This is a genomic window from Campylobacter iguaniorum (assembly GCF_000736415.1).
Classification (GTDB): domain Bacteria; phylum Campylobacterota; class Campylobacteria; order Campylobacterales; family Campylobacteraceae; genus Campylobacter; species Campylobacter iguaniorum.
This window is the reverse complement of sequence record NZ_CP009043.1, coordinates 172,762-190,781: the sequence shown is the minus strand read 5'-3', so window position 1 is coordinate 190,781 and position 18,020 is coordinate 172,762. Positions and strand designations below refer to the sequence as shown.

The 18,020-nt window shown below is 38.0% G+C and carries 18 protein-coding genes; all 18 read right to left on the bottom strand.

The window, feature by feature from the left end:
• Positions 1-53: 53 nt before the first annotated feature.
• The 18 genes from CIG1485E_RS00965 to CIG1485E_RS00880 all read right to left on the bottom strand — a co-directional run bounded on the left by CIG1485E_RS00965 (position 54) and on the right by CIG1485E_RS00880 (position 18,014).
• Positions 54-830 carry a 3'(2'),5'-bisphosphate nucleotidase CysQ family protein gene (locus tag CIG1485E_RS00965; RefSeq protein WP_038452712.1) on the bottom strand — a complete coding sequence of 259 codons (777 nt, stop codon included), beginning with the start codon at positions 828-830 and terminating at the stop codon, positions 54-56.
• Positions 830-2,104 (bottom strand): citrate synthase, encoded by a 1,275-nt coding sequence (locus CIG1485E_RS00960; protein WP_038452710.1) that lies wholly within the window; start codon positions 2,102-2,104, stop codon positions 830-832. Before CIG1485E_RS00960 ends, CIG1485E_RS00965 begins: the two co-directional genes overlap by 1 nt.
• A 69-nt stretch (positions 2,105-2,173) precedes the next feature.
• Positions 2,174-3,349, bottom strand: a complete 1,176-nt coding sequence (locus tag CIG1485E_RS00955; protein ID WP_038455479.1) for a cation:proton antiporter — start codon at positions 3,347-3,349, stop codon at positions 2,174-2,176.
• Positions 3,330-4,172 (bottom strand): biotin synthase, encoded by an 843-nt coding sequence (locus CIG1485E_RS00950; RefSeq protein ID WP_038452707.1) that lies wholly within the window; start codon positions 4,170-4,172, stop codon positions 3,330-3,332. Before CIG1485E_RS00950 ends, CIG1485E_RS00955 begins: the two co-directional genes overlap by 20 nt.
• Positions 4,172-6,250, bottom strand: coding sequence for a type I DNA topoisomerase (gene topA, locus CIG1485E_RS00945; protein WP_235183862.1), 2,079 nt, complete (start codon positions 6,248-6,250; stop codon positions 4,172-4,174). Before topA ends, CIG1485E_RS00950 begins: the two co-directional genes overlap by 1 nt.
• 74 nt (positions 6,251-6,324) lie before the next feature.
• On the bottom strand, positions 6,325-6,978 hold the full coding sequence (locus CIG1485E_RS00940) for an energy-coupling factor ABC transporter ATP-binding protein (RefSeq protein WP_038452702.1): 654 nt from the start codon (positions 6,976-6,978) through the stop codon (positions 6,325-6,327).
• Complete coding sequence (locus CIG1485E_RS00935; protein WP_038452700.1) at positions 6,975-7,622, bottom strand: energy-coupling factor transporter transmembrane component T; 648 nt, start codon at positions 7,620-7,622, stop codon at positions 6,975-6,977. The genes CIG1485E_RS00940 and CIG1485E_RS00935 overlap by 4 nt, the downstream gene beginning before the upstream one ends.
• The gene (locus tag CIG1485E_RS00930; protein WP_038452697.1) at positions 7,619-8,026 is read right to left on the bottom strand and encodes a hypothetical protein; all 408 of its coding nucleotides are present in this window, start codon (positions 8,024-8,026) and stop codon (positions 7,619-7,621) included. The genes CIG1485E_RS00935 and CIG1485E_RS00930 overlap by 4 nt, the downstream gene beginning before the upstream one ends.
• Positions 8,020-8,607: a cobalt transporter CbiM gene (cbiM, locus tag CIG1485E_RS00925; RefSeq protein WP_038452695.1), complete on the bottom strand. Its 588-nt coding sequence runs from the start codon at positions 8,605-8,607 to the stop codon at positions 8,020-8,022. Before cbiM ends, CIG1485E_RS00930 begins: the two co-directional genes overlap by 7 nt.
• Entirely contained in the window at positions 8,607-9,353 is a 747-nt protein-coding gene (locus CIG1485E_RS00920) for a DUF4198 domain-containing protein (protein ID WP_038452693.1), read from the bottom strand. Before CIG1485E_RS00920 ends, cbiM begins: the two co-directional genes overlap by 1 nt.
• Positions 9,354-9,468: 115 nt before the next feature.
• On the bottom strand, positions 9,469-10,860 hold the full coding sequence (locus CIG1485E_RS00915) for an NADH-quinone oxidoreductase subunit N (RefSeq protein ID WP_038452690.1): 1,392 nt from the start codon (positions 10,858-10,860) through the stop codon (positions 9,469-9,471).
• On the bottom strand, positions 10,857-12,329 hold the full coding sequence (locus CIG1485E_RS00910) for a complex I subunit 4 family protein (protein ID WP_038452688.1): 1,473 nt from the start codon (positions 12,327-12,329) through the stop codon (positions 10,857-10,859). Before CIG1485E_RS00910 ends, CIG1485E_RS00915 begins: the two co-directional genes overlap by 4 nt.
• Entirely contained in the window at positions 12,326-14,134 is a 1,809-nt protein-coding gene (nuoL, locus tag CIG1485E_RS00905; RefSeq protein ID WP_038452686.1) for an NADH-quinone oxidoreductase subunit L, read from the bottom strand. The genes CIG1485E_RS00910 and nuoL overlap by 4 nt, the downstream gene beginning before the upstream one ends.
• Positions 14,124-14,432: an NADH-quinone oxidoreductase subunit NuoK gene (gene nuoK, locus CIG1485E_RS00900; protein WP_038452684.1), complete on the bottom strand. Its 309-nt coding sequence runs from the start codon at positions 14,430-14,432 to the stop codon at positions 14,124-14,126. The genes nuoL and nuoK overlap by 11 nt, the downstream gene beginning before the upstream one ends.
• The gene (locus CIG1485E_RS00895) at positions 14,425-14,919 is read right to left on the bottom strand and encodes an NADH-quinone oxidoreductase subunit J family protein (protein WP_038452682.1); all 495 of its coding nucleotides are present in this window, start codon (positions 14,917-14,919) and stop codon (positions 14,425-14,427) included. Before CIG1485E_RS00895 ends, nuoK begins: the two co-directional genes overlap by 8 nt.
• The gene (locus CIG1485E_RS00890) at positions 14,919-15,413 is read right to left on the bottom strand and encodes a NuoI/complex I 23 kDa subunit family protein (RefSeq protein WP_200876039.1); all 495 of its coding nucleotides are present in this window, start codon (positions 15,411-15,413) and stop codon (positions 14,919-14,921) included. Before CIG1485E_RS00890 ends, CIG1485E_RS00895 begins: the two co-directional genes overlap by 1 nt.
• Positions 15,403-16,674, bottom strand: coding sequence for a complex I subunit 1/NuoH family protein (locus tag CIG1485E_RS00885; RefSeq protein WP_038452679.1), 1,272 nt, complete (start codon positions 16,672-16,674; stop codon positions 15,403-15,405). The genes CIG1485E_RS00890 and CIG1485E_RS00885 overlap by 11 nt, the downstream gene beginning before the upstream one ends.
• Positions 16,671-18,014, bottom strand: coding sequence for a 2Fe-2S iron-sulfur cluster-binding protein (locus CIG1485E_RS00880; RefSeq protein ID WP_038452676.1), 1,344 nt, complete (start codon positions 18,012-18,014; stop codon positions 16,671-16,673). Before CIG1485E_RS00880 ends, CIG1485E_RS00885 begins: the two co-directional genes overlap by 4 nt.
• Between the last annotated feature and the right edge of the window lie 6 nt (positions 18,015-18,020).

Here is an 18,020-nt window from a genome sequence, read left to right as displayed (position 1 = left end):
TTGGCAGAAATTTGGGAATAGCATACAAAATTTACACTGAAAAATAAAATTTATTATAATTTAATGAGAGGTTTTATAAATTTCAAATACTCATCTAAATTTGGAGCTTGTGAGCTATTTAATGCCAAAAAATAGTCGTTTTTTGTCTCTGACTTAGCATAATTTAACGGCTTAAAATCATTTAAAGACACCATCACGCCGCCACTTTGCTCTAGCAAAAACTCCCCAGCGCCCGTGTCCCAAAGGCAAGAAGCACAAAACCTAGCATACACACTTGCCCCGCCCTCAGCCAAACGACAAAATTTAATCGCAGAACCGCATTTTATGATATTTAGCCCAAATTTAGCCGCTATTAGCTCGTTCCTTTTTGAATAGCTTGAGTTGCCTGAAATGATATTTTTTGAGTTTGGTTTGGTTGAAATTTGTTCGCCGTTTTTATAAACTTTGCCCTCGCCCACGCTATAAAAAATCTCGTCCGTGCAAGGCGCATAAATCACGCCAAGAACTGGTCTGCCAAACTCTATTAAAGCAATGCAGACGCAAAACTGACCATTTTTGGCTATAAATTCTTTTGTCCCATCAAGCGGATCTATAAGCCAAAATTTGGAGTTAAAATCCCTAAATTTGAAGTCTAAAATTTGCTCTTCTGAGCAAACTGGAATATTTGATTTTTCAAGGATTTTAAAAATCACTTCATTGGCCGCAAGATCTGCACTAGTGAGTGGAGAGTGGTCACTTTTGTAAGTTATTTCGTATTTTTCGTAGTGTTTTAAGATAGCCGCTCCAGCTGCCTTAGCAGCCAGGAGAGCTAAATCAAGAAGTTCGTTCATTAAGCCTCTGGAGGACAAGTTGGCCCTACGTAAAGTTGTCTTGGGCGAACTATTTTTATAGTGTCTTGAGCTTTTAGCTCCATCCATTGGCTAAGCCAACCTGGAACCCTACCCATGACAAAGATAGCCGCAAACATCTCATTTGGAATACCTAAAGCTTTTAGGATTAGACCTGAGTGGAAATCGACGTTTGGATATAGATTTCTTGAGATGAAATACTCATCATTTAGTGCTATCTCTTCTATTCTTGTTGCAACTTTTATAAGATTGCTGTCGATTCCTATTTCATTTATAAGCTGATCTCTAAGACCTTTTAGAACCTTTGCTCTTGGATCAAAGTTTTTATAAACTCTGTGTCCAAAGCCCATTAAACGGAATGGATCGTTGTGGTCTTTTGCTCTTTTGATAAACTCATCTACTCTATCAACTGAACCTATCATCTCAAGCTGTCTGATAACGCCTTCGTTTGCCCCGCCATGTGCGTGACCCCAAAGTGCACCGATACCTGCACTTATACAAGAATATGGATGAGCGTGAGTTGAGCCAACTGTTCTAACTGTAGTTGTTGAAGCATTTTGCTCGTGGTCAGCATGAAGCATAAGCACAGTGTCAAAAGCCTTTGCTTCAATTGGACGAAGCTCTACTTTATTGTGTGGAAAGGCTCTTAGCATATACAAGAAATTTTCAGTAAATCCACGATCCAAATCTGGATAAATAGTCGGAAAACCTCTAGTATGGCGATAATGAAACGCTATAAAAGTAGGGATTTTGGCGACCAAACGTTTAGCAAGCTCCATATAATCATGCATATCATCAAAGTTCATATCTCTTTTATAGTATGCACTCATTGTAGCCACGCAGGCTTGCAAAACTGCCATTGGATGAGCCTTGTCTGGAAAACAATCAAAAAGTTTTAGCATCTTTTCATTTAGATAGCTTCTCTCTTTTAGATCTTTTTTGAATGAAACAAATTCATCTTGACTTGGCAAGTGTTTGTAAAACAACAAATAGACCAAATCAAGGTACATTTTGTTTTTAGCAAGCCAAGCTATATCATAGCCTCTATGCATAAGTTCGCCTTTTTCACCATCTATATAGGTGATTGCTGAGCGACACATAGCTGTGCTTGTATACCCTCTATCAAATGTAAACATTCCAGTATCTTTGTAAAGACTCGAAATATCAATAACGCTAGGACCTTTTGTTCCATCTAGTATAGGAAACTCATAACTTTTGCCATTTCTATTGTCTGTAAGTGTTACTGTGTTACTCATTTTTATCCTTTATCATAAATTTATCCACATTCTACCTAAAATTTATTTAAAAAAAATCATTATCAAATACTAACTTGAGCTTTTAAGTCTATTTTTAAAATAGAAGATAATTTTTATCATTACCATAGAAACAATTGCTTCAAATAAACTAGCCAAAATAAATGCAAAATACAGCTCTTGAGTGATGTTTTTAGCATTATATGCGATAGTCGCGGTCGCGATAAGAAGAGTTAGTGGCATAGATAAAGAAAGCCCAAATAAAACGCTTCCATATCCACCAAGTTTTTTTATAAGTATGAATGAAGCCAGCACGCGAATAAGCGTCATAAAAACCAGCATTAAAAGGGCATTGTCAAGCACTCCAGGCACAAAAATATATCTAAGATCTACAGTCGAGCCTATATAGACAAAAAACGTCGGCACCAAAAAGCCAAATCCAAAGCTTCCAAGCTTGTGTGGCAGGTCTTTTTTGTGATCAAAAAACGTCGCAATGAAGCTTCCAGCGATGAATGCCCCAAAGGCTATTTCTAAATTCAGATATATCATCACAGCGACAGTGGCAAAAAACAGTGCCATAGAAAGCCTAATGTCTTTTTCATCTTTATCAGAGTGTGGCATGAGATGGACTTTGAGATTTGGATACCACCAAAACAGCACTTCAAGCCCCTTAAATCCAAGCACACAAAGCACAATAAACAAAATAAGATAATTTATACTAGTATAAAACTCTCCACTGTTACCAAACTCCACATATGCACCAACCAAAGTAAGAATAACGATGCTAAAAACCTCGCCCACACTTCCAGTAATCATAGCTAAATTTAGCCAAGGCTCATCCTTGCCATACTCTTTAAAAAGTGTCGAAAGCACGCCCACGCTCATAAGTGGCACGACTATAAAGACCAAAAATGCAGGCTCTATCCAAGCTCCTAAGATAGTTGCGATGACGTATAATAAAGCAATATAAGATAATATAAGTTTTAAGATAGATTTATCAATTTTAAAAAACGATTTTAGATCGATTTCGGTTCCAGCTAAAAACATAAGGTAAAAAAATCCAACCTCGGCTACTATTTTAAAAAGATTGCTATCTGGCAAAAGCCCAAAATAGCCAAACAAAATACCTAAAATAATCTCTACTGGAGCCACAGGGATCTTTGTCACCTTAGAAAAATAAGGCGACAAGAAGATAATAAATGCTAGAACTAAAAGGATCGAAAGTTCGTTAGTGGCACTTTGATGCAAACTCAAAACCTCTTTGTCTAAGCGCTTCTATGTCCTTGCTAGCGACCTCTCCACTTGTAGTAAGATAATCCCCAACCACGATAGCGCTAGCGCCGTTTTGCAAGATTTCATATTGTCTGTCGCCAAGCACGACCTCTCTACCGCCAGCTACCATTATACGAGTATTTGGCAGGGCTTTAGCAGTGTCATTTAGGATTTTTAAAGCCTCATCTACACTTAGTTTTGGCTCTTTGATTTTGAGTGCTGGATTTGGGATGAAGAAATTTACTGGGCTTGTAAAAGGCTCAAGCTCTCTAAGTGAGCTTCTAAAGCTAACTCTATCAGCCTCGCTTTCTCCAAGACCATAAATCCCACCGCAGCAAAGCTCAAGTCCAGCTTTTTTGGCGTTTAAATTTGTCTCATATCTCTCATCCCAAGTGTGAGTTGAGCAGATTTTTGGGAAGTATTCGCGGCTTGTTTCAAGATTGTGATTATAGCTAAAGACTCCAGCTTTTTTAAGCTCTTTTAAACTCTCATAGCTCGCACTTCCATTACATGCAATTAGCATAAGTTCGGGTGTTTCTTTTTGAAGCATTTTTGCAGTTTCACAGATAAAATCAAGCTTTTTATCATCCAAGCTCCTACCACTTGTCACAAGACAAAATCCAAGCGCATGGTTTGCTCTAGCCATCTTTGCTTCAAGCAAAATTTGCTCAAGTTCTTTTTTCTTAAATTTGGTTATATCGGCTTTGACGTGTGCGCTTTGAGTGCAATAAGCACAGTCTTCAGCGCAGTTTCCACTACTTACATTACAAATCGCACATAGCATTACTACTTTATTCATTATTTCGCCTCTTCTTTAAATTTGCACTCCAAGCACTCGTGGAAATTGCCTTTTTTAAGCTCTTTTAGCACCATCATTTTGCCACATTGTGGGCATGGGATATTTGTCGGAGCGTATTTGCTTATGAAGTTGCATTTTGGGTAGTTTAAACAACCAAAAAATTTGCCCTTTTTACCAAATCTCTCCACGATCTCTCCGCCACAATCAGGGCATTTGACACCTATTTTTTGCGGCTCTTTTTTCTCAAATTTAACCTCATTATTTAGGTTTCTTGAGTATTTGCATTTTGGGAAATTTAAACAAGCTATAAACTCGCCAAATCTACCTTTTCTTTTGACAAGCTCACCACCACAATCAGGGCATTTTTCACCTATTGGCTCAGCTGTTTTTTGGCTTTTGATATTTTTTTTGCCATCATCAATTTTTTCTATAAATGGATGATAAAATTTAGACAAAACCTCTTGCCAGTCGGCTTTATTTTCGGCTATATCGTCGAGTTTTTCTTCCATTTTTGAAGTAAATTCGCTATCAACTATATCGTTAAAGTGCTTTTCAAGCATATCTGTGATGCTAAATGCGATTTCGGTCGGTATGAGCTGTTTTTTCTCGCTTTTGACATAATCTCTGCTTGTAAGAAGCGAAATAGTCGGCGCGTAAGTGCTAGGTCTGCCGATCCCAAGACTTTCAAGCTTTTTGACAAGTCCAGCTTCAGAATACCTTGAAGGCGGCTCAGTGAAGTGGCTTTCATCTTTTATACTCTCCAAGCTCATCGCATCACCGACGCTCAAATTTGGCAAGATTTTGTCTTTGTCCATGTCGCCATAAACTCTGTAAAATCCGTCAAATACGAGCTTTCTACCTGAAATTTTAAACACGCTACTAGCACTTTTTACAAAGACATTTTGCGTTTGGCTTATGCTTTGGCTCATTTGACAAGCCAAAAAGCGGTTATAAATAAGAGTGTAAAGCTTCAGCAAATCTTTATCTAAAAATTTACTCGCAATCTCTGGCGTGAAGCTAAGATTTGTTGGGCGAATGGCTTCGTGGGCTTCTTGAGCGCCTTTTGATTTTGTCGCATAAAAATTTGGGCTTTTTGGAAGGTATTTGTCGCCAAATTCGCTTTTTATGGTCTCTCTAGCTGCTGCAACTGCTTCTTTTGCTAAATTTAGCGAATCGGTTCTCATATACGTGATAGCACCCATAAATCCGCTGTTTGTCTGCACGCCTTCATAAAGCGTTTGGGCTAACATCATGGTTTTTTTAGGGCTGAAGCCAAGACGATTTGAGGCACTTTGTTGCAAAGTAGAAGTCATGAATGGTGGTTGTGGGCTGGTTTTACGCTCTTTGCTTTCGATCTCATCTACGCTGAAACTCTCGCCTTTTAGCCTTTCTACGATTAGTTTGGCGCGCTCAGCGTTTTGGATAGTTAGTTTTTCTATTTTTTTGCCATCAAACTGAGTTAGTTCAGCCTCAAGAGCTTTTTTAAATTTAGTATCAATTGTAAAATATTCAACTGGTTTAAACTCTCTAATCTCTTTTTCTCTATCTACTAATATTTTTAAAGCTGAGCTTTGGACGCGTCCCGCACTTAAGCCACGCCTAATTTTTGAGTTTAGAAGTGGACTTAGTTTGTAGCCAACTATCCTATCTAAAAGACGCCTAGTTTGTTGTGCATTTACGCTATTCATATCAAGGATTCTTGGGTTTTGCAAGGCATTTTCGATCGCTGATTTTGTTATTTCGTGGAATACTATGCGAGGCAGCGACTCTGGATTTTTACCTATTGCCATTGCTATGTGAAAGGCTATAGCCTCCCCTTCTCTATCCTCATCGGTCGCGAGGTAGATCTCATCAGCGTCTTTGGCTAGAGTTTTTATCTCTTTGACTATGGCGCTGTGATCTGTGCTGACTCTGTATTCTGGAGTGAATTTATCATCTTCTATCTTGATACCAAAACTTGATTTTGGTAGATCTCTGATGTGACCTTTGCTAGCTATTACGTTGTAATCTTTGCCTAAGAAATTCTTTATGGTTTTTGCTTTTGCTGGAGATTCTACTATTATTAATTTACTCATGATTTGCCCTAAATTTATTTGGCGTAATTCTATCTAAAAAATATAAAAAGTATATAAATGATGATTTTTTGATAAATTTAGCCTATTTGTTTAAGCCCATTTTGCTCTAAATAAAACATTTTATTTGCGACTTTGTTGATAAACTCTTTATCGTGCGAAACGATGATTTGGGTCATATCAAGGCTAAGAAGCAGATCTGAAACCCTACTTTGAACTGCAAAGTCAAGCGCGGTTGTTGGCTCATCAAGAAGCAAGATTTTTGGCTTATTTACTAAAACCCCAGCCAAAGCCACTAGCTTCTTTTCACCGCCTGAAAGATGAAAGACTATCTTATCTTTGAGATGATAAATTCCAAGCTCTTTTAAAAGCTCCCGCGTCTTTTCATAAGCTAAATTTGGCTCCATACCACCAGCTAATAAGCTAAAACTAACATCATCAAATACGCTTGGAGCGATAAACTGGTCGTTGCTATTTTGGAAGAGATAGCCTATGTCTTTTCTGTAGTTTGCAAAATCATTCAAATTTAATATTTTGTTGTGAAATATCTCGACTTCGCCGCTACTTGGCTGCCTAAGTCCAGCCATAATCTCAAGCAAAGTAGTCTTGCCAACGCCGTTATTTCCGATGATTGCGATTTTGTCTTTGTGACCTGCATTTAAGCTGATATTTTCAAAAAGCAGCTTGCCAGCATTTTTCTCACTGATATTTTTAAGAGTTATAGAACAGCTCACAAAACGACCTTAATATTTAAAAAGTATATAAAACAGCAAAGTAAAAGCAAAATAATATCAAAAATTCCTACTTTTTGCTTTGTATGGTGATAAAATTTGCCGTTAAAATTCCTAATAATAAAGGTTTTTTCTAAAATTTGAGCTTTGTCAAAGGCGTTTAAAAATAGCATTGCGACTAAATTTGCATAAATTTTATAGGTAAAAAGCGATGTTTTTGGTACAAATCCTCTGACTTTGAGCGTTTTTTTAAGCCTTAAAAACTCGCTCCTAAACTCTCCTATAAACTTCGCACAAAAATAAACTATCGCACTCATCTTGTCGCCGACTTTTAGAGCGTGCAAACTAGTTGCGACATCAAAAGCACTCCTAGAATGAAAGATAAGAAGACTAAAAAATATAATCAAATTTGAGCGCAAAAATATAACTCCAGCTTGGTGCAAATCTCCGTATAAAATAACGCTAAGTGCAACAATAGCAACAAATAGATTTAAAAAAATCAGCCTTTTAAATATTACCAAGATTTCTTTAAATCTAAAAAACACAAGCAAAAAAACTGGGAAGAAAAAAGATAAATTTATAGCCTCGCTGAGCGCTACTTTAAAGCTAAAAAGCACCAAACAAACTAGAGCTAAAGGCAGATTCATTTGCGTCTTTTTAGCAGATACAAAAGTGCGAATATACCAAATATCGCTCCAAAAGCTATGGCAAATTTAGTGATATATGCTTGGTTTGATTCGCTGCTTTCATCTGCTGCGATTGGCGAGTTGGTCTCAAAGGTGATTTTTTTTTCGTGTGCCAAGCCACCATCAACCAAAATCTCAAATTTATTCTCTTTGAGCTTTGCTTTTAGCTCTCCTTTGTCATCAGTTTTTAGAGTTTCAAAGATCTTGCCATCTTTTATGAACTCAACCTTACACTCCTTGCAAGGTGAGTTCCCATAAAAATATGTCTTGATGTCTACAAAATCACCATCTTGAGCGGCGAAAACTTTCAAAGAATGTGCATTTAAAGTAGCGCAAATCACAAAAGCCAAAACGATTTTTAACACTTTAAGAATTCCTTATTTACACTATATATGAAGCTTATCGCAAAGAAAGAAATAAGTCCTTCGATGCCTACAAGAGCGATGTTTGAGGCAAAAGCTAGACTGGCTACAGCTATAAATTCATTTCCATTTAAAGTTAGAACCAAACTCAAAATGCATGAGCTTACAAAAAGTGGAACTGCTCCGACCAAAAACCAGTTTAAGGCTCTAAATTTCTTAAACGATAGCTTTAAAAAATACCCACCAAGCACGGCTGGAGCACCTATCATAAGCAAATTTACGCCAAGCACACTCAGCCCGCCATAACCAAAAAGCAAAGCCTGAAGCAAAAGCCCAACAAAAATCGCAATCATAGCATTTACGCCCAAAAATGCACCAATTAGCCCGCCAAGCATCAAGTGAATCGATGTGGGGCCAAGTGGAATATGAATAAATGAAGCCACAAAAAATAGAGCACTCATACAAGCGACTTTTGGGATTTCTTTTAAATTTAGCCTATAAACCAAATAAACCACCCAAACCACGGCCAGAGCAGCAGCTGGAATGAGTATTTCAGGCTTTAAAACGCCTTCAGAAATATGCATTAATATCCTTTTGTCTCGACCCAAATAACCCCGCCAAGCTCGACTGGATAGTCTTTGCCATCTTTTTTAACGCTCTCGTCATCATCGATCAAAGCTGCAAATCCCCACCAGCCAGCAAGTGGCATAGCGAAGCTAAACTCTCCATTTTGATTGGTTTTGACCTCTTGCGTGATGAAGTCTTCAGATGGTGCTTTTAAGCCTTTTTCATTGTAATATTCCACTTCTACAACCACGTCTTTTGCTGGTTTGCCTTTGTATAAAACAACTCCAGAAAATATATTTCCAGCATACAAGGCGTATGGTCTTGAAAGTGGCACGATTTCGGCTTTTAAGCCAACTGGCTTATCCCAGCCCTCGCCAAATCCATAAGCATTTACAACTGTTTTTGTGATATGGCGGATAAATTTATCCTCAGCTGCTTCAAAATATGGCTTTGGATCGACGTAAAATTGATACATTGCTGGATTATTTGCGTTAAACTCGCTTGTCCAGTAGCTAAGTTTGCCATCTTTTTGTTCTTTAAGATTTGTAAAAACTTGCTTTTTGCCATTTACAAAAACACCAGCCTCAACTGGTTTTTCCATATTCATCATCATTTGTTCAAAAGGATGAGTAAATCTATAAGTTATACTCATTTTAGCCTCTTTTTCGTCATTTACAGTCGAACTTGAAGGCATCACAACACCAAAATGTGCAAAAACGCTAGTGGCTAAAACCATAGATGAAAGTATGAATTTTGCTTTCATTATTATCCTTTATTTAAAAATATTACTAAATTATGCTATAAATTTGCTTAATAGGAGTTAAAGAAATAATACAAAATCAAAATTTTTATGCAAGCCTTGAATTTGGCTTGCAAATTTAAAATAATTCAAAAAAGCTAATCAGCGAAAACAGCCCAGTTCCTTCTAAAAGTATAAACAAAATCGCCACAAAAGCAAACGCCCAGCTACTATTTGAGTTAATTAAAGCCAAATTTGGATTTGAGCCAAAATATATGCTAGAGATGATTTTTAGGTAATAATACACTGAAATAATCGTATTTATCACACCAAAAACAGCCAGATAAACCTGTCCGCTCTCAACCGCGCTTGAAAATATAAAAACCTTACCCAAAAATCCCACGCTAAAAGGAAATCCTATAAAAGAAAGACAGATGAGAACAAAGGCAAAAGCTTCAAGTGGCTTTGTTTTATAAAGCCCTCCAAGCTCACTTATACTTACATTTTTGCCGCCAAAAAGCGAGTTTAAAAGCCCAAAAGCAAAAGCCACGACTATTATATAAGTAGATAGATAAAATAGCGCAGGATAGAGCGAAACGCCCTGTGAATACGAAGCTAAATTTATAAAAACATAGCCAGAATGCACGATTCCAGCCATTATAAGTATCTTTTTGACATCATTTTGCCCAAGAGACAAGAGATTGCCGCCAAACATACTAAGCACAGCCAAAATAGCGAAAAATCCTTGCAAAATATTTAAATTTGACAGCTCAAAAACAAAACAAAATTTAATCAAAATCGCAAACGCCCCAAGCTTAAATGATGAGGCTAAAAATCCGCTTATATTGGTATTTGCACCAAAATAAACATCCACGCTCCACCTATAAAATCCAAAAATCGCAATCTTAAAAAACATCATACTAAGCACCAAAATAACGCCGATTAGCCCAAGCGTGCTACTACCTAAATTCGCGCTTAAAATTTCGTATTTCGTAGATCCAGTAACACCAAATATAAGCCCAGCCCCAAGCAGATAAAACGCACTCATAAACGACGAAAGCACAAAGTATTTAAACGCACTCTCAACACTTTTGGTGCTTTTATCCATGGCGATCATCGCATAAACCGCGATTGATGCAATCTCTACAAAAATCAAAGTAAGAATAAGTTCAGCCGATAAGCTCATCGCCATTAAGCCAAAATTCGCCAAACTTCCAAGCGCTATCATCTCAGGCTTGTAAAACCTGCTCTCATCGCTATAAAGGCTAGAAACCAAAAATATCATCATAGCAACGCTTAAAATCACGCTAAAGCCAAAAGCAAATTTGTCAGCTAAGATAAATCCATCAAAAATCCTATCCAAATTTCCAGCGCCAAACTCATCTTTAAAAAGAATTAACAACACCAAAATAATCGCCCAAAAGATCAAATTTAGGTTGATTGAGCTTCTTTTATCTATCTTTATGGCGCACAAAAATATGTTTAAAAATGCCAAAAATAGGGCTAGTAAAAAAGGTATTAAAGCTGTCATTTCTCGCCTCCTAAATTTGGTTTTATGTATGTTTCATAGTGATTTTGCAGCCCTGGCTTGATCTTGTTTAAGAATAAATTTGGCGCAAGTCCAAGCACAAAAATCAAAACTATCGGTATCAAAAACGCCACGCTTTCTTTGACGCTAAGGTCTTTGAAGCTCGCAGTTAGTTTATTTGTGCTTTGCAAAATCGCCTTTCTATATATGACAAACATATAAGCCGCGCCAATTATAATAGATAAAGTCGCCACGGCTCCATAGATTAAATTTGCTTTAAATAGTCCAAGAAGCATCAAAAACTCACTCACAAATCCGATAGTCGAAGGAAGTCCCACGCTTGAAACCATCGCTATTGCAAAAAATAGTGCAAAAACAGGGGCTTTGATAGCAAGTCCTCCAAGCTTCAAGCAATCCCTTGTGCCAAGCTGTTTGGCAATGATTCCAACAAGCAAAAACATCATTCCGCTACTCATCGCGTGGGCTACGATTTGATACATTAAGCCGACCCAGCCTTGCAAATTTAAACTAAAAATAACTGCTAAAATCAGTCCAAGGTGAGAGCCTGAAGCGTAAGCAAGGAGCGTTTTAAAATCCCTTTGTCTAAAGGCTTCAACCCCAAAATAAAGCATAGAAAATATCCCAAGCCAGACAAAAAGAGAGGCGTTTTGGATAAATGCGTTTGGGAAAAGTGGCAAAACAAAGGTCAAAATAGCCAAAATCGCGACCTTAGACGCCACGACTGAAAGCATAAAAGTGCCACTCGTTGGAGCTGTCGTGTAAGCCTTTGCCATCCATAAATGAAATGGAAAAAGCGGGATTTTGATAGCAAAAGCAAGCATAAAACAAAAGAATAAAACGCTCTGCTCAGCGCCACTTAAATTTAGCTTAATCAAATCGCTAAGCAAGAAGCTAAACGCACCATTTTGCAAATAATAAGTCGCCCCAAGATAGATGATAGCTCCAAGCATCACCATCGAGCCAAATATCGCATAATACATCATCTCAAAGGCAGCTCTCACGCGTTTCTCATCTTTGCCAAAAATCCCAATCAAAGTAAAAATCGGCAACAACATCACTTCCCAACCAGCGTAAAAAAGCGCCAAATCCCTAGCGCTCACCACCAAAAAAAATCCACTTTGGATAAAAAGCAGATTTGCCCAGTAGCCCTTTTTTGGATTTTTGATACGCAAAAACAGCGGTGGCAAGGCAAAAGATATGATAAGAATCAAGAGTAAATTTAGCCCGTCCACGCCAACTGCGTAGTTTATGCCGTATTTTGGAACCAAACTTAAAGTATAAAAATACTCGCCAAGCGGGTCAAATTTATAAAATAAAACTAGCCCAAAAACGCTCACAATCAAACTACTAAGCAGAGCTAAAATCTTGCCGTTTTTATCGGTGCAAAGTAGCACCAAAATACCCACAATAAATGGCGTCCAAATCATCAAATTTAAGGTATTTGCCATCATAATTCAACCTTTACATATAAAACAAAAATCGCTATCATTAAAACCATATAAAAAGCGTATGAATTTGCCAGTCCGTTTTGGGTGATTTTTGTATAAATCACGCCAAAAATCTTGACTAAATTTGCCACCAAATTTACAAGTGGAGCCAAAATCTTCTCATCAAAAATCTCTTTGAAAATCACGCTTAGATTTTTCAAGCTTTTTACAAAAACAAAGTCATAAATCTCATCGATGTAAAATTTATTTGCCACAACGCTCTCAAATTTGCCCAAGCTCTCAGCCCTGTTTTGATAATTATAAAATTTCTTATAAGCTATGAAAATTCCCACAAACGCCACTCCAAGACTCACAATCCCGCCAATAATCTCAGCACCCAAATCCACGTGAGCAAGGTCTAAAAACACAGCCACAAACCCACCAAGCAGGGCAAAAACGCTTAAAATCACATTTACAAAAATCATACTAAATGGCACTTTATGCACCTTTGGGGCTTGATTTTTGGAATAAAAAACAAGAAAAAACAGCCTAAACATATAGTAACTTGTCAGCCCAGCAGTAAAAAGTAAAATCCCAAAAATAAGGTAATTCCCACTCAAAAATGCCCCAAGTATCAAAGCATCTTTTGAAAAAAATCCAGCAAAAGGAAAGACTCCACAAATTGCCAAAGTACCAAAAAGCATAGGGTAAAAAAGCATTTTTTGTGAGCGTAAATTTCCCATTTTGAAGATATTTTGCTCATGATGAAGTGCGATGATAACAGCTCCTGCACCCAAAAATAAAAGTGCCTTAAAAAATCCATGAGTAAAAAGATGATACATTGAAGCCTGAGCAGAAAACGCAAGTCCAGCAAACATATATCCAAGCTGGCTCATGGTCGAGTAGGCAAGGATTTTTTTGATATCGGTTGCCTTTGTGGCGATGATACCAGCAAAAAGCGCGCCAAACGCACCAAGAAGCGCTAAGCCCTCAAGCAAGGAGCCTAAATTTGCATACAAAAAGTCAAATCTGACAATCATATAAACCCCAGCTGTGACCATAGTAGCAGCGTGAATGAGCGCAGAGATTGGCGTAGGGCCTGCCATCGCATCAGGAAGCCATGTGTATAGTGGGATTTGAGCAGACTTTGCTAAAGCTCCACAGATGAAGCAAATTCCAATTATCATAGCTAAATTTGCAGGGATTAAATTTGCATTTTGGCTCAAGCTTTCGTAATCAAAGCCCAGATTTCCCACAGCCAAATACAAAGTAGCAAGTCCAATCACAAAGCCAAAATCTCCCACGCGGTTTACTATAAACGCCTTATTTCCGGCTTTGACATTGTCTTTACTCTCAAAATAAAAAGCTATTAGCAAATACGAACAAGCTCCCACGCCTTCCCAGCCTACAAACATCACAAGCGGGTTGCTAGCAAAAACAAGCACGAGCATCGAGCCTAAAAATAGATTCATATAGGCAAAAAACTTCCCAAATCCATCTTCGCCGTTCATATATCCAATAGAATAAAAATGAATTAAAGCTGCCAAAAATGTAACAAAAAATCCCATTAAAAGGCTAAGGCTATCAAGATAAAATCCAATATTTATACTAAACTCACCAACTCCTATCCAGTTAAACAAAGTCACGTTTAATGGCTCTTTTAGCCCAAAAAATAGCACTCCAGCACAGATCAAGCTAACAATGGGAGCGCTCATGCCAAGAGTGGCAAATAAACCTTGGCTAAATTTAAGCTTATGCCTTAGCAAATACAAAAATCCAAGCAAAATAGCCCCGACAAAAGGCGATATAATCAAAATATTAATTAGCATTTCCATCCCTTAGCTCATTGAAACTTTCTATATTTAGGCTGCTTTTTTGCTTGTAAAGTAGCACGATGAGAGCTAGCCCAAAGCTCGCTTCAGCCGCTGCTAGAGCGATTATTAGCATAACTGCAGCGTGTCCATCAAAGCTCAAATTTTGCCTTGCAAAACTAGCAAAAACTAAAGCCGCCGCATTTATCATCAGCTCGACTGACATAAACACGCTAAATATATTTTTTCTAGCCAAAACCCCGACCACGCCGATAACAAAAAGAATAATTGCAACACTCAAATACAAATTAAGCATGATTTTTACCTTTCAAAACCGCCACAACTCCAATAAGTGCAGTTGTTAGCAAAACTGAAATCGCCTCAAAGCTAATGGCTAAATTTGAAAATAGATAGACCCCAAGCTCTCTCATTTCACCAAAATTTTGTGACACGATAGGAAAATCGCCTGGAAGTAGCCAAATTTGGCTCAAAACAAACCCAAACATCACAAAAACTGGCACCAACCAAACCAAGCTTTTTAAACCAAATTTAGCAAAAAGCCTGTCTTCTTTGACGTTGAAAAACATCACGACAAACACGCTTAAAACCATTATCGCTCCAGCATAAACAACGATTTGTATCAAAAATAAAGTCTTTGCAAAAAGCAAAAGATAAAGCCCAGCCACTGCCACAAGACTTACGATAAAGCTCAAAGCACTATGAAGCGGAAGCTTGAAAAAAACAAGCCCAAGTGCTCCTAAAATAGCAAAAAATGAAAAATTTATAAACAAAAATAGCTCCATTAAAAGCCTCCTTTTGTGTTTGAAAGCTCTACAATATCACGGACGAACGACTGCCTATCAAAGCCAGTTTTGGTATAAATCCCACTATCCATTCTGATAGCATCCTTCGGACAAGCCTCCACGCAAAGTCCACAATAGACGCATTCAAGCATATCGATACTAAATTTAATCGGAGCTTTTTCTTTCTTGCTCTCAACTTCGCTTGCCATGATAAAAATGCACTTCGCAGGACAAGCAGTCGCGCACATATCACAAGCCACGCACTTTAGCTCGCCATCTTCGTTTTTAGTCAGTCTATGAAGGCCGCGGTAACGAGACGTGATGTCAGTTGGCTTTTGCTCAGGATATTCCAAGAAATCAATATTTTTGGTATTTAGCAAATTTTTAAAAAAGTGCTTTAATGTCCTAAGCATTCCAAGAGAGATGTAAAATAGATAAATTCGCTGCTTGAAGCTCATCTTATTTCTAGTTATTTTTTTGATTTTAATTGACATAGATCACCACCAAAGCTGTTATGATAATATTTAAAATGGCTAGCGGCATAAGCATTTCCCAGCCAAGACGCTGGATTTGGTCGTAGCGAAATCTCGGCATCGTCCATCTAACCCAGATAAAAACAAAAAGCATTACAAAAGTCTTGACGCTAAACACACTTGCATTGATGACTAGAGCCATCATCTCTTTGCCAAAACTCTCAAGTGAGTAAGCATAAAAATACAAGCAAACAAGGTCGATTGCCAAAACCACAAGCAACGCCATGGCTATATAAAATTTATTCTCTCTTTTTCTGTGGTCGGCTTTTGTTTTGTATCTTGTGACGTTGTTTTTGACTAGCCAACGAATGAAAATTAAACCAAAAACACTCACAAAAATAGCCAAACAAACAAGCGTTAGCTCATAGTTTTGCATCAAATCGCTACTACTTAAATACGGAAGCGAATATCCACCAAAAAATATAGTCACAATGAGTGCCGCCATAGCTGTCATTGCGATGTATTCAGCCATAAAAAACATAGCAAAACTCATCGCAGAATACTCAAGATGATATCCAGCTACTATCTCGCTCTCGCCCTCAGCCACGTCAAAAGGAGCTCTATTTGTCTCAGCAAAAGCACAAACCAAAAAGATAATAAAAGCTAAAGGCTGAATCAAAAATCCCCAAGCTGGAAGCCCAAAAAATGAGCCTTGCTGAGCTAAAACAAAATCATTTAAACTAATAGAATTATAAGTCAAAATCATACTAACCACGCAAAGCCCAAGCGGGATTTCGTAGCTTATGACTGTAGAGCTTGCCCTTAGCGAGCCAAGAAGTGAGTATTTATTGTTTGAGCTCCAACCAGCCAAAATAATCCCATAAACGCTAAGGCTCGCAAGTCCCAAATACCACAAAATTCCACCATCAAACGGAATACCTTGCATAAGATATTTAACCCCATCAAGCGTGAAATAATCACTAAATGGCACAACTGCAATCGTAAGAGTACTAAGCAAAAATAAAATCATCGGCGCTAGTGCAAATAAAAATTTCGAGCGAATTGAACTAGGCGTGAAATCCTCTTTGATAGCTAGTTTTAGAGCGTCGGCTAAGGCTTGGACAAGCCCACCAAGACGGATTCCAGCTATGTTTGTGCGGTTTGGACCTGGGCGATCTTGGATAAAGGCTGAGATTTTACGCTCAAGCAAAACAAGAACAGGTATCAAAACAAGCACAAATGATAGGATAAAAACTATCCTTAAAATGATAAGTAGTGTCATTTTGCCTCCTTTTCATCCATCAAATACGCGATTATTTGCTCGATGCTTGGTGCCACTGGGCTTAAAACCGCCTTGCTAAATCTGAGAATTCCGTCGCAGTTTATCGTATGTCCGTCTCTGTGATACGCACTCGCACAGATGATGTCTGCTTGCTTTCTTGGCATTATAAAGGTCGGATTTTTCAAATTTAGCTCAAATTTATCGCCCAAATGAAATACAATTACTCTATCTTTTATGTGTGTTAGATCAGTGCTGGTTTGGAGATGTTCTAAGCCTTTTTTGTTTGCAGTTTTGTTTGGGTAGCGAAGTTTGAGCCCTTCAGAGTCACAAAAACTCTCATCCCTAAAATCATCATAACCATATAAATTTGCCCCAAAACTCTTAGCAAATTTGATAGCCGCACTCATCTCCTCAGTGCTAAGCGATGAAGTTACCAGCACGTCAAATTTAGACAAATTAGCCTTTAACTCATCTTTTAAATTTAGCAAAGCATTATCATTTTTTGGCTCTATTAATTGCTCAAATTTGTAGCTGTATCTGCCAAAATCACAGATAAAATGCCCATTTACACTCTCATCAAATCTAGCTCTAAAGCGGTAAATTTGCTCGTTTTCATATTTTGGTTTGTCACTATCGACGCTCAACGCACAGCCTCTTTCACAGCCTTGGCAGATCGCTTCAGTTGTTTTTAAGTGCCACACACGCCTTTTAAAGCGAAAATCAGCCGAAGTCATAGCACCAACAGGGCAAATATCGACGATATTTCCAGCGTAAGGATTGTTTATTTTTTGGTCATTAAAAAGCATTATTTTGCTATGCTCCCCACGCCCACCGATGCCAAGCTCATAAGTCTTGGAGCAAATTTGAGTAAATCTCACGCAACGCCTACAAAGCACGCAACGCTCCTCATCGTGAATGACATTTGAGCCAAAATCCTCACGTTTATGCTTTTTGACCTTGTCAGCCACGGCCACTCTAGAACCCTCTTTATCAAATTTCATATAGTACTCTTGAAGCGAGCATTCTCCAGCTTGGTCGCAAGTCGGGCAATCGAGTGGGTGATTTATAAACTCCATTTCGAGCAAGCCTTTTTGGACTTTTCTTGTTAATTCGCTGTTGATTTTGATCTCCATACCTGCAGAAATAGGCGTATCACAGGCGATTTGCGGGCGTTTTTGACCTACTACTTCGATGAGACACATTCTGCAATTCCCACTCACCCCAAGTGCTTCATGGTAGCAAAAATGCGGGATTTCTATGCCGTGCTTTTTAAGTTCGGTTATCAAATTTCCATTTTCATCAACTTGAAATTTTTCACTATCTACAATTATTTCAACCATTTTTTT